Below are 22,282 nucleotides of genomic sequence, written 5' to 3' on the forward strand. Positions count from 1 at the left end.
CCCCGCTAGCGGTCGTAACAGTCGTACGTGCCGTCGGCGTTGCGGGCGACGCTGTTGCTGTCGCCGCAGTGCAGGGCCGGTGCGAGCGTGTTCAGACGCCACACCAGCGATACGGCCAGACACGCGGTGGCGAGAACGGCGAGGCGGGAGCGGCGGCCGGCGAACACCATGGCCGCCGCGGTCGCCACCGCCGCCGCGCGCAGAAAGAAGTACGCGATATCGGCGCGGTTCTCACGGAGGCCGTCGAGCGTCTCCATCTCGAACGTGAACACGAAGCTCAGGTAGGTGGCGAGCGCCGCGACCACGAAGAGCGCGACGCTGCCACATCCCCGGCCGGTCACGCAGTGGTGCCCTCGGGGCGGCCGCGCATCGCTTCCAGCTCCTCGTTCGGGATGGCACCGCCGAAGCGGCGGTCCCGCTGGGCGTACTCCAGGCAGGCACGCCACAGATCACGCCGGTCGAAGTCCGGCCACAGCACGTCCTGGAAGACCATCTCGGCGTAACTGCTCTGCCAGATCAGGTAGTTCGAGGTGCGCTGCTCGCCGCTCGGACGCAGGAACAGGTCGACGTCCGGCATGTCCGGGTAGTACAGGTACTTCTGGAACGTCTTCTCGTTCACCTTCGACGGGTCCAGCTTCCCCGCCGCCACATCGCGCGCGATGCCCTGCGCGGCGTCCGCGAGCTCGGCGCGGCCGCCGTAGTTCACGCAGAAGTACAGCGTCATCGCGTCGTTGTCCTTCGTCTGCTCCTGGGCGATCTGGAGCTCCTGGACGACCGACTTCCACATCTTGGGCATCCGGCCGACCCAGCGGATACGGATACCGAGCTCGTTCATCTCGTCACGGCGGCGGCGGATGACGTCACGGTTGAAGTTCATCAGGAAGCGCACCTCGTCGGGCGAGCGCTTCCAGTTCTCGGTGGAGAAGGCGTAGAGGGAGAGGTTCTTCACTCCCATCTCCAGGCAGCCCTTGAGCACGTCCAGCACGACGGCCTCGCCGACCTTGTGGCCCTCGGTGCGGGGCAGGCCGCGCTCCTTGGCCCAGCGGCCGTTGCCGTCCATCACGCACGCCACATGGCCCGGCACCAGCTCGCCCGGGATCTTCGGCGGGCGGGCGCCGGAGGGGTGCGGCTCGGGGACCTTGTACTCGCGGCGGGACCGGCCCAGGATTCCGCGTCGTGCCATGCGGCTCACATCTCCTATTTCTGCTACTTCTCGACGTACCGGAGGGAGCGCAGTCCGCGCTCCAAGTGCCAGTGCAGATAGGCGGACACCAGTCCGCTGCCCTCCCTGACGTGGCGCGCCTCGCACGCATCCGCCGTGGGCCAGTCGCCGGTCAGCAGCGCGCTGAGCAGTGCGATGGCCTCCGCAGAGGGTACGACGCTGCCGGGCACCCGGCAGTCGCCGCATATGACGCCGCCCGCGGCCACGGAGAAGAAGCGGTTCGGCCCGTGGAGGCCGCACTTCGCGCAGTCGTCGAAGCTGGGCGCGTAGCCGTTGACGGCGAGGGAGCGCAGCAGGAAGGCGTCCAGGATCAGGTGGGGGGCGTGCTCGCCGCGGGCGAGGGTGCGCAGCCCGCCGACGAGGAGCAGGTACTGCTGGACGGCCGGCTCGCCCTCGTGGTCGGTGAACCGTTCGGCGGTCTCGAGCATGGCGGTGCCGGCGGTGTAGCGGGCGTAGTCGGAGACGATACCGCCGCCGTAGGGGGCGATGGTCTCGCTCTGGGTGCACAGCGGCAGCCCGCGGCCGACGAGCTCGCTGCCGCGGGCGAAGAACTGCACGTCGACGTGCGAGAAGGGTTCGAGCCGCGCGCCGAACTTCGACTTGGTCCGCCGAACCCCGCGGGCGACGGCCCGCACGCGCCCGTGCCCACGCGTGAGCAACGTGATGATGCGGTCGGCCTCGCCCAGCTTCTGGGTGCGCAGCACGACACCGTCGTCACGGAAAAGACTCACCGCACACCCCCACCCGCCCACGACCGGGGGCCCGGGGGTGGCCCCCGGATGAGCACAGCATGATGCGGTCGGCCTCGCCCCACTTCTGGGTGCGCAGCACGACACCGTCGTCACGGAACAGGCTCATGCGCTCCATTCTCCCGTACGCGGTCCTCTGCGCGGCTCTCAGGGCCGAACCCGTGGGGTACCGGGCCCCGAGGCCCGCCGCCGGGCCGACGCGGGGCGCGCCGGGGGGAACGCTCGTACAGTGGAATCAGCCGGTTCCCCCGCCGCAGCGCCCGCCCACCCCTGGGCCGCCTGCCGCCCCGGAGCCGGCCGACACCCCTTCACCCCGAGCAACGCCCACCCGGCGCTGATCCATCACGAAGGGCAGTGACATGCAACTCGCTTACGACTATCCCCTGCTGGGGGCCATGTGGACGATCCTCTGGATCTCCCTGTGGGTGCTCTGGTTCTTCCTGCTCTTCCGGATCATCGGCGACATCTTCCGGGACGACACGCTCAGCGGCGGGATGAAGACCGTCTGGCTCCTGTTCGTCATCCTGCTCCCCTTCCTCGGAGTCTTCGTCTACGTCGTCGCCCGGGGCCGCGGCATGGGCAAGCGTGAGCAGAAGCACGCCGAGGACCAGAAGAAGGTCCTCGACGAGTACATCCGCAGCACCGCCGGTGGCCCGAGCGAGGTGGAGCAGCTCGCGAAGCTGTCCGAGATCCGGGCCCGCGGCGACATCTCGGACGCGGAGTTCAACCGCGCGAAGGAGAAGATCCTGCACTGAGAAGGCACACCGCCCGCCCCGAAGAGCGTCGGCTCACGCCTCCAGGCGCTCTTCGAGGCGCACGGTGACCGAGTCGCCCGCCTCCTTGCCGATCGCCTTGCGTACATCCGCCTTCACCGGCAGCTTGTGGGTGCCGTTCCCCAGCGCCATGAAGGAGCTGCGGAACGGGTGGCCGTCGATGGTGCCGCGGACCTTCACCAGGCCCCGGGTGCCGAAGTACTCCACCGACTCCGGCCATACGAGATAGGTCCAGCCGCCCTTGTTCGGGCTCTTCACCAGGGTGGCGGTGAACTGCTTGTTCATGACGGTGCCCTCACAGTCCTGTCGTCGGCTCTGCAGGATGGACCGCCGGGGGGGCCGGAACTCATCGCAGCCGTCGGCCCTGCCGCTTCTCCCGTGAGTGGCCGCCCCGCAGCCGCGTCATCTCCGCGTCCTTGCCGATCGCCCGGGCCAGCACCACGCCGAGGATGATGAGGGCGACGCCGAACCACGACGCCGACGCGTCGAAGACCAGGGCGAGGACGCCCATCGGGATGAGCAGGCCGGCCAGCGGGGTCAGCAGATGCCGGACCGGCGGCGGGTGCCCGTCGGACCGGCGGCTGCGGACGACCTGCGGGTACCACTCGGTGAAGCTCACCGCCATGACGATCGCCGCGATCTGGATGACCCAGCCCGTCCAGAGATTGTTCGGGTTGTGCAGCACCAGATCGCCGTAGCCGCCCGCGATGGCCGACACCAGGAAGGCGAGGCCCCAGGCGCCCGTGATCACCTGGTTGGCCCGGCGGAATTCGGGCGAGTCCCAGTACTCCCTGCCGACCCGCTCCTGTGCGTACTGCAGGGTGAACGGTGTCCCGGCGGCCATGGAGCCGAACGCGATGAGCACCAGCGCGAGGTTGGACAGCTCACCCGCGTACGTCTCCAGCCAGTGGAGCGTGCCTGGGGAGGCCATGACTCCGATGACGGCCAGCACGGCGAAGAACGCGATGTCCGACACTTCCAGGATCTTGACCGACCTGCCGCGGCGGAGCACCCGCCCGAGCACCACGAGCAGCACCGCCACCGCGAGGGCGAGGCTCACGGCCAGTTCGTAGCGCCCGGGTCCGACCAGCACCGAGAAGATGATCCACGGGGACATCCCGATGATGGGGCTGTCCAGCGCGGCATCCAGCCTGCCACCGGGTGCCGAGCCTGCGGCAGCGTTCATGGGCGCGCCCCTTCGCCGGGCCGGTCTGCCCCGGCGCTCCTGTCCCGCCGCGGCCGGTGTCGGCGGCCGGCGGGGTTTCCTGGTACCAGCGTGCAGCGGGATCCCGGTCGATGCGACGTGAGGGCGTCCGGTTAGGGTGTCCTTACCTATGCCGCTCCAGGCTTCAGGTCATAGATCAGGCTTATGGGCTCATAGGCATGTGACGGGTACCGCGGCAGCAGCGTCGTTGCCAGGGTGAACAGGCAAGACATCCCTGCCATCCCACGACCCGCACCGCTGTCCCGCCCCGTGGACCACGCTCGAAGGGAACATTCCATGCCCCGCCCTCTGCGGATCGCGATCGTCGGTGCCGGCCCGGCCGGAATCTACGCCGCCGACGCCCTGCTGAAGTCCGAGGCCGCGGTCGAGCCCGGCGTCTCCATCGACCTCTTCGAGCGGATGCCCGCACCGTTCGGGCTGATCCGCTACGGCGTCGCGCCCGACCACCCGCGCATCAAGGGCATCATCACCGCGCTGCACCAGGTGCTCGACAAGCCGCAGATACGCCTCTTCGGCAACGTCGACTACCCGAGCGACATCGGCCTGGACGATCTGCACGAGTTCTACGACGCGGTGATCTTCTCCACGGGCGCCGAGGCGGACCGGGCGCTGGACATCCCGGGCATCGAGCTGGACGGCTCGTACGGAGCGGCCGACTTCGTCTCCTGGTACGACGGCCACCCGGAGGTGCCGCGCGAGTGGCCGCTGGAGGCCGAGAAGGTGGCCGTCCTCGGTGTCGGCAACGTGGCCCTGGACGTGGCCCGCATCCTGGCGAAGACCGCGGACGAGCTCCTGCCGACGGAGATCCCGCCGAACGTGTACGCCGGACTCGCCGCCAACAAGGCCCTCGAGGTGCACGTCTTCGGCCGGCGCGGGCCCGCGCAGGCCAAGTTCAGCCCGATGGAGCTGCGCGAGCTCGACCACTCGCCGAACATCGAGGTCATCGTCGACCCCGAGGACATCGACTACGACGAGGGCTCGATCGCCACCCGCCGCGCCAACAAGCAGGCGGACATGGTGGCGAAGACGCTGGAGAACTGGGCGATCCGCGATGTCGGCGACCGCCCCCACAAGCTCTTCCTGCACTTCTTCGAGTCGCCCGTCGAGGTCGTCGGCGAGGACGGCAAGGTCGTCGGTCTGCGGACCGAGCGCACACAGCTCGACGGCACCGGCAACGTCACCGGCACCGGCGCCGTGCGCACCTGGGACATCCAGTCCGTGTACCGCGCGGTCGGCTACCTCTCCGAGGAACTGCCCAAGCTGCCCTTCGACTTCCTCACCGGCACGGTCCCGCACGAGGGCGGCCGTGTGATCGAGGCCGGCGAGCACCTTCGGTCGACGTATGTGACCGGCTGGATCAAGCGCGGCCCGGTCGGCCTCATCGGCCACACGAAGGGCGACGCGAACGAGACGGTCGCCAACCTCCTGGACGACCACGCGGGCGGCCGGCTGCACACGCCCGTCGCGCCGGGCCCGGAGGCCGTCGTGGCGTTCCTGGAGGACCGCAATGTCCGCTACACCACCTGGGACGGCTGGTACCGGCTGGACGAGGCAGAGCGGGCGCTGGGCGAGGCCGAGGGACGCGAGCGCGTGAAGATCGTCGAGCGCGACGAGATGCTGAAGGCGAGCGGCGCCTAGGGCCTTCCGTCCGGATCGGGCCGGGTCTGCCCGCAGGGCGGAGAGGGCCTGATCCGGCGCGGTGGGGGCACCTCCCGCGCCCGCAGGGCTACGAAGGAGTGCGCGCTCGGGCAAGCCCCGGCGCCGGAGGCCCTGAGCTAGAACGGGGTGCGTGCGGTCGCGAGCAGCCGCGCCGTATCGTCCGCGCACAGTTGCAGCGCGGCGCCCACCGTCGTGAGGACCTCGCGCTCCGCCGTGGTGTAGGGCCCGTCCGCGAGGGCGATGTGTGCGCCCTGGAGCAGGATGGACTCCCGCCCGGCGGCGGCCAGGTGCGGGGCGAGCGGTTCGAGGGCCTCGTGCAGTTCGATGGCGAGCGCCGCGCCGTAGGGCCCGGTGTCGGTGACGAAGCGGCCGGTGTCCGCGGCGAGCGCCTCGATCAGTCCGGTGAGCTGGTCCTCGGTGCAGTCGTCGAGGCCTGCCGCGCGCACGGTGGCGACGGCGGTCTCGCGCACCGGCCGGGAGGAGGTGCCGCCGGAGGCGAGGACGGCGAGCGCGACGGTGTGGACGGCGTCCCGCAGCATCGCGGAGAAACGGGCGGTGGTGGGGTGGTCGAGGGCGTCCATGCCGAAGTGCCCGTGGCAGGCGGCGCACTCGACGACGGGGCCGGCGGAGCCGCGGGACAGCAGCGGAACACCGAGCAGGGTGAAACGTCGACGGCCTGTGCGCCGCCGGTAGTTGCGGTCGCCTCCGCAGCCGGGGCAGAAGAACTCCCCGTCGCCGACGGTGTTCCACGAAGTGTGAATGCCGCAGACCATCACTTTTCGGCCGAATACCCCACGGTCTGCCCGCACCTCACACCTCCGTAACCGTCCGGCAACATTGCCGCGTTGACGTGATGTTAGCCACACCGATGTTGTGCCGTCAGCACCCCGGCGGCAGTACGCCAGGACATGGCCGATTTCCCCGCCCTTCACCACGGCGCACGACGGCGCGTTCCGGACGCACCGCGCCCCCGGCCCTCCGTGGTGGGAGGCCGGGGGCGCGGTGGAAAGTGAACCCGCTCAGCGGGCCGCGCGGTTGACGGCCGAGACGACCGCCTTCAGCGAGGCGCGCGTGGTGTTGGCGTCGATGCCGATGCCCCACAGCACCTTGCCGTCGATCGCGCACTCGATGTACGAGGCGGCCTGCGCGGACGCGCCCTCGCTCATCGTGTGCTCGGTGTAGTCCAGCAGGCGGGCGTCCACGCCCACCGCGTTCAGCGCGTCGAAGAACGCGGAGATCGGACCGTTGCCCGAACCGGTCAGCACGGTCTCGGTGCCGTCCACGACCGCCTCGACGGTCAGGGTGTCGATCCCGTCGGTGTCGGTGGTGGTCTGACCGGACCGCAGCTGGATACGGCCCCAGCGAGCCGCGCCGTCCGCCGGGTTCGGCAGGTACTCGTCCTGGAAGACCGTCCAGATGTCCTTCGGGGTGACCTCGCCGCCCTCGGTGTCCGTCTTCGCCTGGATGATCTTCGAGAACTCGATCTGCATCCGGCGCGGCAGGTCCAGCTTGTGGTCGTTCTTCAGGACGTAGGCGATACCGCCCTTGCCGGACTGCGAGTTGACCCTGATGACCGCCTCGTAGGAACGGCCGACGTCCTTGGGGTCGATGGGCAGATACGGCACGGCCCACTCGATCTCGTCGACGGACCTGCCCTGGGCGGCCGCGTCGGCGTCCCGCGCGTCGAAGCCCTTCTTGATGGCGTCCTGGTGGGAGCCGGAGAAGGACGTGTAGACCAGGTCGCCCGCGTAGGGGTGGCGCGGGTGGATCTCCATCTGATTGCAGTACTCGCTGGTCCGACGGATCTCGTCGATCTGCGAGAAGTCGATCTGCGGGTCCACACCCTGCGAGAACAGGTTCATGCCCAGCGTCACCAGGTCGACGTTGCCGGTGCGCTCACCCTGGCCGAACAGGCAGCCCTCGATCCGGTCCGCGCCGGCCATGATCGCCAGCTCGGCGGCGGCGACGGCGGTGCCCCGGTCGTTGTGCGGGTGCACGGACAGGCAGACGTACTCGCGCCGGGTCAGGTTGCGCGACATCCACTCGAAGCGGTCGGCGTGCGTGGAGGGAGTCGAACGCTCCACCGTGGCGGGCAGGTTGAGGATGATCTCGCGGCCGGCCTCGGGCTGCCAGACGTCGCAGACGGCCTCACAGACCTCCAGCGCGAAGTCCAGCTCCGTGTCGGTGAAGATCTCCGGGCTGTACTGGTAGCCGAAGGTCGTCTCCGGGCCCAGGATCTTCTCGGCGTACTCCATCACCAGGCGCGTGCCGTCCACGGCGATCTGCTTGATGTCGTCCTTGGACCCGCGGAAGACGACCCGGCGGAAGGTGGGCGCGGTGGCGTTGTACAGGTGCACGGTCGCGCGGTGGGCGCCCTTCACGGACTCCACGGTGCGCTCGATCAGGTCCTCGCGTGCCTGCGTCAGGACGGAGATCGTCACGTCCTCGGGGATCGCGCCCTCTTCGATGATGGAGCGGACGAACGCGAAGTCCGTCTCGCCGGAGGAGGGGAATCCGACCTCGATCTCCTTGTAGCCCATGCGTACCAGCAGGTCGAACATCTCGCGCTTGCGGGCGGGCGACATCGGGTCGATGAGGGCCTGGTTGCCGTCGCGCAGATCGGTCGACAGCCAGCGCGGCGCCTTGGTGATCCGGTTCTCCGGCCAGGTCCGGTCGGGGATGTCCACGGCGTCGTAGCGGCCGTACTTGTGGATCGGCATCCCGGACGGCTTCTGGGTGTGGGTCGCGTTGGTGACAGGCGTGGGGCGACCGACAGAAGTGTCAGACATTGCGTAGGGCTCCTCGGGGGTCCAGATTCAGGACGGCCGACGGGTCGAAGCAGCACCAGATCCCGCGGGGAGGGAGTCGGCCTACGACTACAGGCCCTCGCCGCGGCAGCTAAGGAGAAGCAGCCCGAAACGCATGATGAGAGGCAGCCTAGCCGAGCGGGGCGGGGACGGCGGTCCTGTCCCAGTATGCGGGACGACTCTTCGGTAACGGCCAAACGGTGATCCATCACTCCATTTCACTCATCATGGTGGCAACTAGTGACAAGCGAGTAACTCAGTGCCACATTGCCAGACATGGCTGACATCCATCCCGTTTTCTGCACGATCGTGCCGCCCCACGTCCTCGACAAGCTCGCCCGGGCGGATGACCCCGCGCTCGCCGGCCCCGCCCGCCGCACCCTGGAGTCGGACGCCGCACAGCGCACGCGCCGCCGGCTGACCACCGTCATCGGCGCCGCCGCCGCGCTCCCGCCGGCCGGCGCGGCCGCCGACCGCCCGCAACGCACGATCCACGACTGCGGCCACGGCACGGTGCTGCCGGGCGAGAAGGTACGCGGCGAGGGCGACGACCCCGGCAAGGATGCGACAGTGAACCGCGTCTACGCGGGCCTCGGCGCCACGTTCGAGCTGCTGCTTTCCGCGTACGGGCGCAACTCCCTCGACGGCGAGGGCCTGCCCCTGAGCGCGAGCGTCCACTACGACGAGAACTACGGGAACGCGTTCTGGGACGGCGAGCAGATGGTGTTCGGCGACGGGGACGGGGAGATCTTCCTCGACTTCTCGCTCCCGGTCGACGTGATCGCCCACGAACTGGCGCACGGCCTGACCCAGTACACGGCGAACCTGAGCTACTTCGGCCAGCCCGGAGCGCTGAACGAGTCGATGTCGGACGTGATGGGCTCGCTGGTCAAGCAGTACACGCTCGACCAGACCGCGGACCAGGCGGACTGGCTGATCGGCGCGGGCCTCCTGGCCCCGCGGGTGACGGGCGTGGCACTGCGCTCCATGAAGGAGCCGGGCACGGCGTACGACGACGACGTCCTCGGCAAGGACCCACAGCCGGCGACGATGGACCAGTACGTCCGCACGGGCCGGGACAACGGCGGTGTGCACATCAACTCCGGCATCCCGAACCACGCGTTCTGCCTGCTGGCCACGCAGCTCGGCGGCAAGGCGTGGGAACGGGCGGGACAGATCTGGTTCGACACCCTGACGGGCGGCGGGCTGACGGTGGACGCGGACTTCGCGTCGTTCGCGCGGGCGACGGTGTCGGCGGCGACGTCGCGATTCGGGGAGGGGGAGGAGCTGGACGCGCTGCTGAAGGCGTGGTCGCAGGTGGGGGTCCCGACGACGACGCCGCGGGAGGTCTGACCTCCGGCTTGTCCTCAATCGCCGGACGCACATCCAGCCCCGCCGGCGATTGAGGCGCGGGGTCCGGGGCGGAGCCCCGCAGCGGGCCCGCGCCGCGTAGTCACCTGCGGACCGGACTGTCCCGCATGCCCGGCGGGCATGTCCTCAAGCGCCGGACGGGCTGGAAATGCAACCCCTTGACCGGGCAACCCAGCCTCGGTGCGGGTACTCAGCCGGCCCAATCAAGCCCCGCCGGCGATTGAGGCGCGGGGTCGTAGGGGCTAGAACGGAACCCATGCGTATCCACGTCCACCGCACCGGCGGCTTCGCCGGGATCGAGCGGGTCGCCGAAGTCGACACCACCGGCCGCCCCGACGCCTCAACCTGGCACGACCTCGCAGAACAGGCCCTCGCCGGCGGCCGGACCGGCTTCCCCGGCGAGGTCGCCGACGGGTTCAGTTACCGCATCACCGTCGACGGGCGGACCGTCCGGTGCGCAGACCCCCGTCTGTCCGAGGCTCAGCGCACCCTGATCTCACGCGTGCTCAAGGAAGGTGCCTGACCGGCTCAGAACCCCAGCTTGCGCAGCTGCTTGGGATCCCGCTGCCAGTCCTTCGCGACCTTGACGTGCAGGTCCAGGAAGACCGGCGTACCCAGCAGCGCTTCGATGTGCTTGCGGGACTTCGTGCCGACTTCCTTCAGGCGCTTGCCCTTCGGGCCGATGATGATGCCCTTCTGGCTCGGGCGCTCGATGTAGACGTTGGCGTGGATGTCCAGCAGCGGCTTGTCCGCCGGGCGGTCCTCGCGCGGCAGCATCTCCTCGACCACGACCGCGATCGAGTGCGGCAGCTCGTCCCGTACACCTTCCAGCGCGGCCTCGCGGATCAGCTCCGCGACCATGACCTGCTCGGGCTCGTCGGTGAGGTCGCCCTCGGGGTAGAGCGGCGGGCCCTCGGGGAGCAGCGGGGTGAGCAGGTCGGCCACCAGCTGCACCTGCTTGCCGCCGACCGCCGAGACGGGGACGATCTCCGCCCACTCCATGCCCAGCTCCTTGCCGAGCTGGTCGATCGCGATCAGCTGCTCGGCGAGGGTCTTGGAGTCGACGAGGTCGGTCTTGGTGACGATCGCGACCTTCGGCGTCTTCTTGATCCCGGCGAGCTCCTTGGCGATGAACCGGTCGCCGGGGCCGAGCTTCTGGTCGGCGGGCAGGCAGAAGCCGATGACGTCGACCTCGGCCCAGGTGGTGCGGACGACGTCGTTGAGCCGCTCGCCGAGCAGGGTCCTCGGCTTGTGGAGGCCGGGGGTGTCCACCAGGATCAGCTGCGCGTCGGGCCGGTGCACGATGCCGCGCACGGTGTGCCGGGTCGTCTGCGGCCGGCTGGAGGTGATGGCCACCTTCTGGCCGACCAGAGCGTTCGTCAGGGTGGACTTGCCCGCGTTGGGACGGCCGACGAAGCAGGCGAAGCCGGCCCGATGGGGGGCCTCGGAGGACTGGGTAGGAACGCTCATGGCGCCCATTGTCCCTGATGTCAGGCGCCCCTGGGCACGCGCGCCCTGCCATGCCTGACTCTGGCCCATACGCCCGCGCCCGCGACGGCCACGACGAGCACCACGGCGACGAGCCACGGAAGCGCGAAGAAGGTGACCCCCGCGGACTCCCGGACGTCCCGCGCGCTGGCCGTGAGCCGCACCTCGCCCCACTCCAGCCGGGGTGCGCCCGCCCACCGTTCGGTGAGCCGGATCTTCTGCCGCGGCAGGAGTTCGGAGGGGATCGTGGTCAGCTTCCGGCTGAGCAGGTCGCGTCCGAAGAGGCCTTCGGCCTTGAGGGCGACCCGGGGGTTGAGGGTGACGTTGCCCCGGTTGTGGAGGGTGTACGAGATCACGGCGTTGCTCTCGCCGGCGCCGGGCACCAGCGACTGGTCATGGGTGAGCCGGACGTCCTCGACGGACAGGGCGGGCACGGTCGGGCCGTTCACCCGCAGGTAGACGCGGGCGCCCACCGCCTGCCGGATGCCGACGGCGACCGAGCTCGTGGAGGGGCTGATCCGCTCGTCGAGTGCGACCAGCGCGCCGGGATGGTCGCCGGGCTCGGCGGTCTCCGGGACGGTGACGGTGTACGGCACGGTGACCGATCCGCGGGCAGGGACGGTGACGCGGTCGCGTTCGGGCCTGGCCCAGGCACCGACACCGCGCTGCTTCTCGTTCGGTGCGCGTACAGCGAATCCGCCGTCCCGCGCGGTGTTGTAGGCGTCCGCCGCGTACAGCCGGAAGGTGAGCGGGGCGGCGCTCTTGTTGGTGACGGTGACCCGGTCGGTCAGGGTGGTGCCGGGTTCGGCCGAGAGATAGAAGTACGGCCGCGCGCCCAGCTGCGACGAGGCGGGATAGACGGACCAGTTGCCGTTGTCCGCGGCCCGGGCCGTCGGCGCCGGGCCGAACAGCAGCAGGGCCAGCAGGGGCAGGCCGAGCAGCGGCAGAACGGCGTACAGCTTGCGCATGAGCTCATCCCCCAGGGACGAGGCGGGCCGACCGGGTGCGCGCCCGGCCCGCCGTTCTGTTCGCCGGCTCAGGTGAGCGTGAGCGTCAGCACGCCGGAGTAGGTGCCGGGTGCGGTGAACGCCGGCACGTTCAGCGAGACCTTGGCGTCGACGGTGAACTCACCACCGGTGACGGCCCCGTTGGGCGTGGAGGCGAGCGTGGCACCCCCGCTGCCGACCGGTCCGGGGGATCCGGCCGCGCAGGTGCTCGGGCTGCCCTGCTTGGTGGCACAGGCCGGTGTCCAGCCGAGCTCACCGGCGCCGATCCTGCCGCCGGGGCCCGTGAAGTCGGTGACCTTGCCCGTCAGGGACCAGCCCGCGGGACCGCCGCGGAAGTCCTTGACCGTCACCGTCCGCAGATCGCCGCCCGCGGCCCCGCCCGTACCGAAGTCGACCGCCGAGAGTTCGACGGTGTCACCGGCCTGGGACATGGACAGCGTGCCCGCTGCGACCGAGGCGCTGAGCTTCTGGCTGTTCTCCGGGAGCGGGGTGTCGTCGACGACGGTGTACGCCGCCGGCCCCGCGCCCTTCTCCGCACTCCAGGCGCCGCCCTCGTACGCGACGATGCCGGTGGTCGCCAGGTCACCGACCTGGAGAGTGGCGGTGAATCCGCCGGCCGCGTCGGAGGTGATCGTCGTTCTGTCGGCGGTCTCGGCCGCCCCGGCCCGTCCGACGACGGTGATGTCGGTGAGCGGGCTGAACTTGGCACCGGTGACCGTGACATCGTCCCCCGGGTTCCCGGAGGCCGTGCCCAGCTGGACGGTGCGCTCGTTGGCCCCCGGCTGGTCCGTCGCGACGACCGTCTCGGAGACGGGCGCGGGCGGATCGGTCACGGTGCAGGGGGTGTCCAGCTCCATGATGTAGCTGGTGTGGATGTTGTAGTCGCCGGGCGAGAGGCTGATCGAGCCGGCCGCGGTGACCGTGAAGGTGCCGGTCATCGAGAACGGCGGGAACGCGCCCTTGCCGGGCACGGGCGGGTTCTTCTTGGGCCCGGTGACGGTGACGCTGCCCGTCTGGGCGCCGCCGAGCGTGACCTTGCCGCTGGGCGTCATGATGTCGGCCGGGAGGGCGAGGTCGACGGGGTTGCTGGCCGCGGGCTTGGTGACGGTGTAGGTGACCGTGACCGTGTCGCCGACCTTGGGAGCGGCCTTGTCGACGGTGATCTGGGCGGTCGTGGTGCCGTCGATCGGCGGGATGCCGGCGATGGGCGGCGGTACGCAGTGGGTCGGGAAGTCCACCGGGGCGGCGGCCGCGGTGAGCGCGTTCGCGGGTGCGGCGAGTGCCGCGGTGCCGGCGATCAGGGCGACCGCACCCAGGGCGGCGGTCCAGCGCCGCCGGCGGGCGGATCTTCGGGCAACTGGTCTTCGGGCGGTTGGTCTTCGGGTGTCCGACGCCATGTGATGGCCCCCTTCGGGAGGGATGCAGGGGGCCATTGACGGGTCGGCGTCGCAAGAAGTCAATGCCGTCGAACAGCGCTGCCTGATGACCCATCAGATGCTGTCAAGATCCGGACCGGCCGTTGCGCCATGATCCCCGTATGCGCAGGCCGGAAGGGGAACCGGCGGCACCGGGAAGGTCTGTACCGGGCGTCTCCCGTCGCGGGAGCCCCGGCCGGGTCACTCGAACAGGAGCGGGGCCCGGCTCCGCCCCGGCGGGCCGGGCCATGCCGTCTCAGCCGGCGGTGACCGTGGACCTGAGGCCGCCGTCGGGGCCCGCGAGCAGCACCGGCGTCTGCGGACCTGCGAGGTCGCGGACCGCCGCACGGTCCGCGTCCGCGACGGCGTCCGCGTCGCCGACGACCGCCGCGGCCTCCAGTGAGGTCGCACCGCTCGCGACCGCCATCGCAACCGCGGTCTGCAACGCGCTCAGCTTCAGCGACTCCAGCGTCACCGTGCCCGCGGCGTACGTGCGGCCGGTCTCGTCCCGTACCGCCGCGCCCTCCGGCACACCGTTGCGGGCGCGTACGCTGCGCGCCAGAGTGATGATCTTGCGGTCCTCGGGGGCGAGGTCGGTGCTCTGCGTCATGTCCGCGAGCATAGATCCCAGGCCGGCGCGGGGTCCTGCGGGGCTGCGCCCCGACCCCGCGCCGGCGGGCCCGGCGTCAGCCCTGGACGCCCTCGACGAACTTGTCGCCCGCTCGCTCGGCGAGATCGCCGAAGGCCGCGCCCGCGGCCTTGTCACCGGGGACGTACGCGAGACGCGAGACGCCGGTGCCCTGGTGCATCACCAGCATGTGCGAGGTGATGCCCTGGCCGAAGCCCGGGATCTCCATCGTCATCTTGAAGGTGTACGACGTCTCGCCGGCCGTCGGCCCGGAGAGCTTCTCGACCTTCACCGGGTACCCGTCCTCACCGGTCACCTTGAAGCCGGTGCAGCCGTCGAGCGCCGGGCCGAACGCCTTCACGAAGTCCGCGGCGCCGGTGCCGGGGAAGGTCATGACCTGCTGGCTGAGGATGTTGAAGCCCTTGGCGTCGGTGAAGTCCTGGCCACCGCCCATGGTCGCCCCCGCGACCTTGTCGGCGAGCAGGTCGGCGACCGGCTGGCACACGGGCTTGTCCGCCTTCGGCGGCGCCTCGTCCGTGGCCGGAGCGGCGGCGTCGGCCTTCCAGCCGGCCGGCAGGTCCTTGACCGCCAGCGTGGCGGCCTTCATCTGCGCGGCCGTCAGCACGGTGGCCGACTTCCCGGCGCCCTTGTCGGCGCCGTCCTTGGCCGTGTCCTGACCGGCCGATGAGGCCGGCTTCTTGTCGTCGTCCGACGAACCGCAGGCCGCTGCCGTGAGGCAGAGCGCGGAGGCAGTGAGAACTGCGGCCGTGGCGCGGCCGAAACGCGTACGCATGATGCGGTGACTCCCCTGAATTCCTGATCCCAACGGGGAGCTTCCCCCCTCCCCTGTAACGCGCAGAGGATACACATTCCTCCAGGTCAGCCCGCGATGGGGTACATCGTGTACGTGTACCCGCCGGGCTGGTCGCGGAAGTGGCCACCGCGCAGGGGGACTTCGGCCTCACAGGAGTCGGGGCCGTGGCCCCGGGCGCTCAGGCCCGGTCCAGCCGCAGCCGGACCGCCTTCGGCAGCCCGGCCACCACCAGGTCGTACGAGTCCTCGATCAGCTCCCGGACGAGGCGGTCCGGGAGCTGTGCCACCGTCACCGTGTTCCAGTGGCGCTTGTTCATGTGCCAGCCCGGCACGATCGCCGAGTGCTCCGCCCGCAGCTGCACGGCCATCTCGGGCTCGCACTTCAGGTTCACCGTCAGCGGCTCCCCGTCCAGCGCGGAGAGCGCGAACAGCTTTCCGGCGACCTTGAACACCGACGTCTCGGGTCCGAAGGGGAACTCCTCCGCCGCGTCGTTGAACTCCAGGCAGAACGCTCTCAGTTCGCTCGGCGTCATGCGGCGTTCTCACCCTCGGGGCTCTGCGGCACCGGCTCCGCCAGCACCGTGACGATCTTGTTGCGGCGGCCGGCCGGAGACTCGGCGGTCAGGCGCAGCGCACGCCCGTCCGGCAGGTCGACGTTCGCGGACGCACCGGCGATCGGCACCCTGCCCAGCGCCTTCGCCAGCAGACCGCCGACGGTCTCCACGTCCTCGTCGTCCAGTTCGTCGAGGCCGTACAGCTCGCCCAGGTCGCCGATGTCGAGCCGTGCGGTGACGCGGAAGCGGCCCTGGCCCAGTTCCTCGATGGGCGGCAGTTCCCGGTCGTACTCGTCGGTGATCTCGCCGACGATCTCCTCCAGGATGTCCTCGATGGTGACGATGCCGGCCGTGCCGCCGTACTCGTCGATGACGACGGCGACGTGGTTGCGCTTCTGCTGCATCTCGCGCAGCAGGTCGCCGGCGTTCTTGGTGTCGGGCACGAAGACGGCGGGCCGCATCGCGGTGGAGACCAGATCGGCTTCCGCATCGCGGTTGATGTGCGTCTTGCGCACCAGGTCCTTGAGGTAGACGACGCCCACGATGTCGTCCTCGTTCTCGCCCGTGACGGGGATGCGCGAGAAGCCGGAGCGCAGGGCGAGGGTGAGCGCCTGCCGGACGGTCTTGTAGCGCTCGATGGAGACCAGGTCGGTGCGCGGCACCATCACTTCGCGGACGAGGGTGTCACCGAGTTCGAAGACGGAGTGCACCATCCGGCGCTCGTCGTCCTCGATGAGGGACTCCTGCTCGGCGAGGTCGACCATGGCCCGCAGTTCGGCCTCGCTCGCGAACGGGCCCTTGCGGAAGCCCTTGCCGGGCGTGAGCGCGTTGCCGATGAGGATCAGCAACTGGGGCACCGGACCCATGATCCGGGCCAGCGGCAGCAGGACGTACGCGGCCGCCGTCGCCGTGTTCAGCGGGTGCTGACGGCCGATGGTGCGCGGCGAGACGCCCACGGCGACGTACGAGACGAGAACCATCACGCCGATGGCGACGGCCAGCGCCTCCCAGGTCTCGGTGAACTCCTGAAGGCAGGCGTAGGTCACCAGGACGCCCGCCGCCATCTCGCACGCCACCCGCACCAGCAGGGCGACGTTCAGATAGCGGGTGGGGTCGGCGGCGACCTGCTCCAGCTTGGCGGCGCCACGGCGACCGGAGCGGACGGCCTCGGCGGCGCGGAAGCTGGAGGTGCGGGCGATGCCCGCCTCCGCGCACGCCGCGAGCCAGGCGACGACGACCAGCAGGACCGCGCCGAAGACCAGTGGGGCGCTCATGAAACGGTCGGCGCCGGGGAGGGGCCGGTGTGGCCCTTCTCCGCCCGCCAGCCGTCGATGATCGCCGCCTGGAGGCCGAACATCTCGGCCTTCTCGTCCGGCTCCTCGTGGTCGTACCCCAGCAGGTGCAGCACACCATGGACGGTCAGGAGCTGGAGCTCCTCGTCCATGGAGTGCTGCGTCGGGGCTTCCTCGCCCTGCTTCTTGGCGACCTCGGGGCAGAGCACGATGTCACCGAGGAGCCCCTGCGGGGGCTCCTCGTCGTCCTTGACCGGCGGACGCAGCTCGTCCATCGGGAAGGACATGACATCCGTCGGACCCGGCAGGTCCATCCACTGGATGTGCAACTGCTCCATGGCTTCGGCGTCCACGACGATCACCGAGAGCTCGGAGAGCGGGTGGATACGCATCCGCGCGAGGGCGTAGCGGGCGACATCGAGGACCGCCTGCTCGTCGACCTCGGTTCCGGACTCGTTGTTGACGTCGATCGACATGGTGCGCTGCTACTGCTTCCCGTTGCGGTCGTCGTACTTCTCGTACGCGTCGACGATACGGCCGACGAGCTTGTGCCGGACGACATCCTGGCTCGTGAGCCGGGAGAAGTGCACGTCCTCGACGCCGTCCAGGATGTCCTGGACCTGTCGCAGACCGCTCTTCGTCCCGTTCGGCAGGTCGACCTGGGTGACGTCACCGGTGATGACGATCTTCGAGTCGAAGCCGAGGCGGGTCAGGAACATCTTCATCTGCTCGGCGCTGGTGTTCTGCGCCTCGTCGAGGATGATGAACGCGTCATTGAGCGTCCGACCACGCATGTACGCCAGCGGCGCGACCTCGATCGTGCCCGCGGCCATCAGCCGGGGGATGGAGTCGGGGTCGAGCATGTCGTGCAGCGCGTCGTACAGCGGGCGCAGATACGGGTCGATCTTCTCGTAGAGCGTGCCCGGCAGGAAGCCGAGCCGCTCGCCCGCCTCCACGGCGGGCCGGGTCAGGATGATCCGGTTGACCTGCTTGGACTGCAGGGCCTGGACCGCCTTCGCCATGGCGAGATACGTCTTGCCGGTACCGGCGGGGCCGATGCCGAACACGATCGTGTGCTTGTCGATGGCGTCGACGTACCGCTTCTGGTTGAGCGTCTTGGGGCGGATGGTCCGGCCGCGGCTGGAGAGGATGTTCTGGGTGAGCACCTCGGCGGGGGTCTCGGCCCCGTCGCCATTGCCGTTCTCGCCCGCCCTGAGCATGGCGATCGAGCGTTCCACTGCGTCCTCCGTCATCGGCTGCCCGGTGCGGAGCACGAGCATCATCTCGTCGAACAGGCGCTGGATGAGGGCGACCTCCGTCGCGTCCCCGATCGCGCTGACCTGATTGCCCCGGACATGGATGTCGGCCGCCGGGAAGGCCTTCTCGATCACGCGCAGGAGAACATCACCCGAGCCGAGGACCGTCACCATCGGATGCTTGGCGGGAACGGTGAAGTGGGCTCGTGCCTGCCCCGGCGCCTGGGATTCCCCCGCGCCCCCAGGGCGCTGGGGGCGGGTGTGGGCTTTGGGTGTCTGAGTCATGGGCCGGCTCTGTGGCCTGCACATACCTCCCGTTGCAGGGTTCTCGCTGCTCGACAACCTCTGGAACACCAGCGTACGACGCGGCACTGACAAGGCCGAGGGCTTTTCCGGGGGGATACCGCGCGCCCCGCCAGGGCCGTCAGGCCGGGCTGCGGAAACCGATCGTCGGTACGGCCCTGCGCAGCGGCCAGGGCCTGACCGGCGCGGGCAGCAGGTCGTCGAGGAAGGTGTACCGGCGCAGGGCGGCAGGGTCCTGGTCGGCGAGGGCCTGGACGCGCTGCCACCAGGCCGCGATCTCGGACCAGCCGGGGGCGGAGAGCGAGCCGCCGAACTCCTGCACCGACAGGGCCGCGGTCAGCCCGGCGAAGGCGAGCCGGTCGGCGAGCGGCCAGCCGGCGAGTGTCCCGGTGACGTATCCGGCCACGAACACGTCACCCGCACCGGTCGGGTCGAGGGCCTCCACCGCGATGGCCGGAACCTGCGCGCTCTCGCCGGTCGCGCCGTCGACCGCGTACGCGCCCTCCGCACCGAGGGTGACGACGGCGAGCGGTACGTGCTCGGTGAGGGCGTGGGCGGCGGCGCGGGGGCAGTCGGTGCGGGTGTAGCGCATCGCCTCCTCCGCGTTCGGCAGGAAGGCCTCGCAGTGCCTCAGATCGGCGAGGTCGGCAGGGTCCCAGCGGCCCGTGTCGTCCCAGCCGCAGTCGGCGAAGACCCGGGCGCCCTTGCGGGCGGCCTGGGCGACCCACTCGTCTCCGCCGGGCGTGAGCGAGGCGATGGCGGCCCTGGCGGGCGGGGGGCAGTCGGGCGCGGGCTCGGGCGGCGGGGCCTCGTGCCCGTGGGAGACCATCGTGCGCTCGCCCTCGTACGCCATGGAGACGGTGACGGGCGAGTGCCAGCCGGGCACGGTCCGGGAGAGGGAGAGGTCGATGCCCTCACCCTGTTCGAGGGCGTCCCAGCAGTACTCGCCGTAGTGGTCGTCCCCGAAGGCGGCGGCGAGCGAGGTGTGCAGACCGAGCCGGGCGAGCGCGGTGGCCATGTTGGCGACCCCGCCCGGGCTGGAACCCATGCCGCGGGCCCAGGACTCGGTGCCGCGGACGGGGGCGGAGCCTAGGCCGGTGAAGATGATGTCGAGGAAGACGGTCCCCGTGAGGTAGACGTCGCAGGGCGGGTCGGAGGGGGTCCTGAGGGCCTTGAGGGGGTCGAGGCAGGTGCCTCCGCCGTCCGTCTGATGTGCGTGTCGACTGATCACCGTGCCACTCCCGTACGTGGTGCAGATCTGGCCAGTCTGCCTGATCTGCACCGGTGACGAGGTGAGCCGTCGGCGGGCCGCCGCCGGGAGCACGGTGGGGCACGGGTCCGGCGTAGTACCGGGGTCGGGGTCCACCGGCCCGGACGCCGGGGCCGGGTCTACCAGCGCGGGACCGCCGGCGCCGACCAGTCCGGTCGGGCCACCCGCATCGCCGCAGCGTCGTCGCGGTCGCGCATCGTGCCGTCGTCGTCCGTCCAGCGCCGGTGGAGACGGGCGAGCCGGTCCTGGTCCAGCTCGACGCCGAGGCCGGGAAGGTCGCTGACGGCGAGGCGGCCGTCCTTGAACTCCAGGCGCTCGGTGACGACATCCTCTCTCTGCCAGGGGTAGTGGCTGTCGCAGGCGTAGTCGAGGTTGGGGACGACGGCGGCCACGTGCGTCATCGCGGCGAGGCTGATGCCGAGATGGGTGTTGGAGTGCATGGACAGTCCGACGCCGAACGTGCGGCAGATCGCGGCCAGTTCACGGGTGTTGCGCAGCCCGCCCCAGTAGTGGTGGTCGGAGAGGACGACCTGGACGGCGCCGCGGGAGAACGCCTCCGGGATCTCGGCGAAGGTCGTCACGCACATGTTCGTCGCGAGCGGCACCCCGGTCCCGGCCGCGACCCGCGCCATCCGGTCGGTCGTGGCGGCCGGGTCCTCCAGATACTCCAGGACGTCCCCCAGTTCGGCGGCGACCCGGAGCGAGGTCTCCACCGACCAGGCGCCGTTGGGGTCCAGTCGCAGCGGCTGCCCGGGGAACGCCTCGGCGAGGGCCCGTACGGCGGCGATCTCCTCGTCCGGGTCGAAGACACCGCCCTTGAGCTTGAAGGAGCCGAAGCCGTACTCACGGGCGAAGCGGCGGGCCTGGGTCACGATGCCTGCCGGGTCGAGCGCCGCGCCCCAGTCGTCGGACTCCCCCGCGCCGCCCGGGTGTTCGGCCCAGCGGTAGAAGAGATAGGCGCTGTAGTCGACGGCGTCGCGGACCTTGCCGCCCAGCAGCGCGTGCACGGGCAGTCCGAGCGTCTTGCCGAGCGCGTCGAGCAGGGCGACCTCGAAGCCGGAGACGACCGAGAGCCGCAGTTTGCCGGCGGTCTGCACGCCGCGCAGGCCTCCGGCGTCCACCGCGTCGGCGCCGGTGGCCTCGGGCGAGTCCGCGCAGACCAGGTCGGCGAGCCGGTGCAGCCCGTTCACGTCGTCGATCCGGCAGCCGGGCAGGGCGTCGGCCAGCGGGTCGGCCAGGTCGATGTACTTGGTGTCGCCGTACGTCTCGCCGACGCCGGTCACCCCGTCGGCGGTGACGACCTCGATGATCAGCCGGGGCGTGTAGGGCTGGTGCACGCCCTGGGTGTTGAGCAGCGGAGGGTCGGCGACGAGGATCGGGGTGAGGCGCACCTCGGTGATCGTCAGGTCGTGGGTCATGCCGTGGCTCCTGCCAGGTCGAGTCCGTCTGCGAGCAGTGCTTCGAGGGCGGCGAGGTCGTCGGGCCCCGGCTCGGTCAGGGGTGCGCGTACCGGCCCGACGGGCTTTCCGCGCAACCGGGCCGCCGCCTTGACCAGGGACACGGCGTATCCGGGTACCCGGTCGCGCAGTTCGACGAGCGGTACGTAGAAGCCGCGCAGCAGCCGTTCGACGGTGTGGTCGTCGCCGTCGCGGTGCGCGGCGAAGAACGCGTCGGCGATCTCGGGCGCGAAGGCATGGACCGCGGAGGAGTAGGCGCCGACGCCGATGGAGGCGTACTGCCGGGCCTGGATCTCGGCGGTGGCGGCGCCGTTGAAGAACAGGAAGCCGGCCGGCGAGGCGAGGCGTTGGCGCTGCACGAGGTCGAGGTCGCCGTGGCCGTCCTTGAGCCCGATGACGCCGGGGAGCGCGGCGATACGGCGTACGGAGCCGGCGGTGTAGGCGACCTGACCGCGCTGGTAGGCGATCAGTGGCAGCCGGGTGGCGCGGGTGATCCGGCGCAGGTGCTCGACGAGCCCTTCCTGCGGGGCGCTCACCAGGTAGTGGGGCAGGGCGAGCACGGCGTCCGCGCCGGCCTCCTCGGCGATGCGGGCGAAGCGCACGGCCTGTGCCCAGCCGTAGCCGATGCCCGCGACGACGGGCAGGCGTCCGGCCGCGGCCTCGACGGCGGCGGTGACGACCTGCCGGTACTCGTCCTCGTCGAGGGAGAAGAACTCGCCGGTGCCACAGGCGGGGAAGAGCGCGCCGGGGCCCGTCGCGGCCTGTGCGGCGAGGTGTTCACGGCAGCCGTCGGGGTCCAGGCTGCCGTCCGCGCGGAAGCTGGTGAGCGGGAAGGAGAGCACCCCGCGCGCCATGCCGTCCCGCAGCCGGGCGGCGACGTCGGCGTCCGCCGCCGCTCGTTCGTCCACGTCCGTGCTCTGCCCCATATTGCTGTCTCCCTATGTAGATGACATACACGGATGAGAATGGAGATTAGATAGACGGACGGGGACC

General features: G+C 70.7%; 24 protein-coding genes. 4 read left to right on the plus strand and 20 right to left on the minus strand.

Annotation, left to right across the window (positions count from 1 at the left end):
* Positions 1–5: 5 nt before the first annotated feature.
* The 4 genes from ACQPWZ_RS11875 to ACQPWZ_RS11890 are packed head-to-tail and all read right to left on the minus strand — an operon-like array spanning position 6 to position 2,080.
* On the minus strand, positions 6–341 hold the full coding sequence (locus ACQPWZ_RS11875) for a hypothetical protein (protein ID WP_340473022.1): 336 nt from the start codon (positions 339–341) through the stop codon (positions 6–8).
* Positions 338–1,183: an isoprenyl transferase gene (locus ACQPWZ_RS11880; RefSeq protein ID WP_340473023.1), complete on the minus strand. Its 846-nt coding sequence runs from the start codon at positions 1,181–1,183 to the stop codon at positions 338–340. The genes ACQPWZ_RS11875 and ACQPWZ_RS11880 overlap by 4 nt, the downstream gene beginning before the upstream one ends.
* Before the next feature lie 23 nt (positions 1,184–1,206).
* A complete protein-coding gene (recO, locus tag ACQPWZ_RS11885) occupies positions 1,207–1,953 on the minus strand; it encodes a DNA repair protein RecO (protein ID WP_313946414.1) in 747 nt (248 codons plus the stop codon).
* Positions 1,937–2,080: a hypothetical protein gene (locus tag ACQPWZ_RS11890; RefSeq protein ID WP_433571305.1), complete on the minus strand. Its 144-nt coding sequence runs from the start codon at positions 2,078–2,080 to the stop codon at positions 1,937–1,939. Before ACQPWZ_RS11890 ends, recO begins: the two co-directional genes overlap by 17 nt.
* A gap of 250 nt (positions 2,081–2,330) precedes the next feature.
* Between ACQPWZ_RS11890 and ACQPWZ_RS11895 the strand changes: the two genes are divergently transcribed.
* Positions 2,331–2,726, plus strand: coding sequence for an SHOCT domain-containing protein (locus ACQPWZ_RS11895; RefSeq protein ID WP_340473025.1), 396 nt, complete (start codon positions 2,331–2,333; stop codon positions 2,724–2,726).
* Between the two features lie 33 nt (positions 2,727–2,759).
* Here the strand turns inward: ACQPWZ_RS11895 and ACQPWZ_RS11900 are convergent, their stop codons facing one another.
* Positions 2,760–3,029, minus strand: a complete 270-nt coding sequence (locus tag ACQPWZ_RS11900; RefSeq protein WP_433571306.1) for a DUF1905 domain-containing protein — start codon at positions 3,027–3,029, stop codon at positions 2,760–2,762.
* A gap of 61 nt (positions 3,030–3,090) precedes the next feature.
* A complete protein-coding gene (locus ACQPWZ_RS11905; RefSeq protein WP_433571307.1) occupies positions 3,091–3,930 on the minus strand; it encodes a hypothetical protein in 840 nt (279 codons plus the stop codon).
* Between the two features lie 315 nt (positions 3,931–4,245).
* Here ACQPWZ_RS11905 and ACQPWZ_RS11910 point away from each other — a divergent pair, with 315 nt between their 5' ends.
* Positions 4,246–5,607 (plus strand): FAD-dependent oxidoreductase, encoded by a 1,362-nt coding sequence (locus tag ACQPWZ_RS11910; protein ID WP_340473027.1) that lies wholly within the window; start codon positions 4,246–4,248, stop codon positions 5,605–5,607.
* Positions 5,608–5,744: 137 nt separating this feature from the next.
* Here ACQPWZ_RS11910 and ACQPWZ_RS11915 read toward each other — a convergent pair whose 3' ends face one another.
* The gene (locus tag ACQPWZ_RS11915; RefSeq protein WP_313949019.1) at positions 5,745–6,401 is read right to left on the minus strand and encodes a TerB family tellurite resistance protein; all 657 of its coding nucleotides are present in this window, start codon (positions 6,399–6,401) and stop codon (positions 5,745–5,747) included.
* Between the two features lie 246 nt (positions 6,402–6,647).
* A complete protein-coding gene (gene leuA / locus ACQPWZ_RS11920) occupies positions 6,648–8,417 on the minus strand; it encodes a 2-isopropylmalate synthase (protein WP_433571308.1) in 1,770 nt (589 codons plus the stop codon).
* A 294-nt stretch (positions 8,418–8,711) separates the two neighbouring features.
* On the opposite strand from leuA, the gene ACQPWZ_RS11925 reads away from it, so the two are divergent.
* Positions 8,712–9,788, plus strand: coding sequence for a M4 family metallopeptidase (locus ACQPWZ_RS11925; protein WP_340473029.1), 1,077 nt, complete (start codon positions 8,712–8,714; stop codon positions 9,786–9,788).
* A 274-nt stretch (positions 9,789–10,062) separates the two neighbouring features.
* Positions 10,063–10,329 (plus strand): protealysin inhibitor emfourin, encoded by a 267-nt coding sequence (locus tag ACQPWZ_RS11930; protein WP_340473030.1) that lies wholly within the window; start codon positions 10,063–10,065, stop codon positions 10,327–10,329.
* 5 nt (positions 10,330–10,334) lie between these two features.
* On the opposite strand, the gene era is transcribed toward ACQPWZ_RS11930, so the two are convergent.
* From era to ACQPWZ_RS11990, 12 genes are all read right to left on the minus strand, one after another.
* On the minus strand, positions 10,335–11,285 hold the full coding sequence (gene era / locus ACQPWZ_RS11935; RefSeq protein ID WP_327684334.1) for a GTPase Era: 951 nt from the start codon (positions 11,283–11,285) through the stop codon (positions 10,335–10,337).
* An 11-nt stretch (positions 11,286–11,296) separates the two neighbouring features.
* Positions 11,297–12,262, minus strand: coding sequence for a WxL protein peptidoglycan domain-containing protein (locus ACQPWZ_RS11940; protein WP_433571309.1), 966 nt, complete (start codon positions 12,260–12,262; stop codon positions 11,297–11,299).
* A 68-nt stretch (positions 12,263–12,330) separates the two neighbouring features.
* On the minus strand, positions 12,331–13,698 hold the full coding sequence (locus ACQPWZ_RS11945) for a beta-xylosidase (RefSeq protein ID WP_433571310.1): 1,368 nt from the start codon (positions 13,696–13,698) through the stop codon (positions 12,331–12,333).
* Between the two features lie 274 nt (positions 13,699–13,972).
* A complete protein-coding gene (locus tag ACQPWZ_RS11950; protein ID WP_340473033.1) occupies positions 13,973–14,326 on the minus strand; it encodes a cytidine deaminase in 354 nt (117 codons plus the stop codon).
* A 76-nt stretch (positions 14,327–14,402) separates the two neighbouring features.
* On the minus strand, positions 14,403–15,137 hold the full coding sequence (locus tag ACQPWZ_RS11955; RefSeq protein WP_433571311.1) for a hypothetical protein: 735 nt from the start codon (positions 15,135–15,137) through the stop codon (positions 14,403–14,405).
* A 199-nt stretch (positions 15,138–15,336) separates the two neighbouring features.
* Positions 15,337–15,690 carry an MmcQ/YjbR family DNA-binding protein gene (locus ACQPWZ_RS11960; protein WP_405569573.1) on the minus strand — a complete coding sequence of 118 codons (354 nt, stop codon included), beginning with the start codon at positions 15,688–15,690 and terminating at the stop codon, positions 15,337–15,339.
* Positions 15,687–16,985: a hemolysin family protein gene (locus tag ACQPWZ_RS11965; protein ID WP_383233463.1), complete on the minus strand. Its 1,299-nt coding sequence runs from the start codon at positions 16,983–16,985 to the stop codon at positions 15,687–15,689. Before ACQPWZ_RS11965 ends, ACQPWZ_RS11960 begins: the two co-directional genes overlap by 4 nt.
* Positions 16,982–17,479, minus strand: a complete 498-nt coding sequence (gene ybeY, locus ACQPWZ_RS11970) for an rRNA maturation RNase YbeY (protein ID WP_313946396.1) — start codon at positions 17,477–17,479, stop codon at positions 16,982–16,984. Before ybeY ends, ACQPWZ_RS11965 begins: the two co-directional genes overlap by 4 nt.
* Before the next feature lie 9 nt (positions 17,480–17,488).
* Positions 17,489–18,544, minus strand: a complete 1,056-nt coding sequence (locus ACQPWZ_RS11975) for a PhoH family protein (protein ID WP_313946395.1) — start codon at positions 18,542–18,544, stop codon at positions 17,489–17,491.
* 139 nt (positions 18,545–18,683) lie between these two features.
* Positions 18,684–19,793, minus strand: coding sequence for a carbohydrate kinase family protein (locus tag ACQPWZ_RS11980; protein ID WP_383233469.1), 1,110 nt, complete (start codon positions 19,791–19,793; stop codon positions 18,684–18,686).
* Positions 19,794–19,951: 158 nt separating this feature from the next.
* Positions 19,952–21,250: a glucarate dehydratase family protein gene (locus tag ACQPWZ_RS11985; protein ID WP_433571312.1), complete on the minus strand. Its 1,299-nt coding sequence runs from the start codon at positions 21,248–21,250 to the stop codon at positions 19,952–19,954.
* On the minus strand, positions 21,247–22,215 hold the full coding sequence (locus ACQPWZ_RS11990) for a 5-dehydro-4-deoxyglucarate dehydratase (RefSeq protein ID WP_433571313.1): 969 nt from the start codon (positions 22,213–22,215) through the stop codon (positions 21,247–21,249). Before ACQPWZ_RS11990 ends, ACQPWZ_RS11985 begins: the two co-directional genes overlap by 4 nt.
* Between the last annotated feature and the right edge of the window lie 67 nt (positions 22,216–22,282).

Source organism: Streptomyces sp. CA-251247 (assembly GCF_050952975.1).
GTDB lineage: Bacteria > Actinomycetota > Actinomycetes > Streptomycetales > Streptomycetaceae > Streptomyces > Streptomyces achmelvichensis.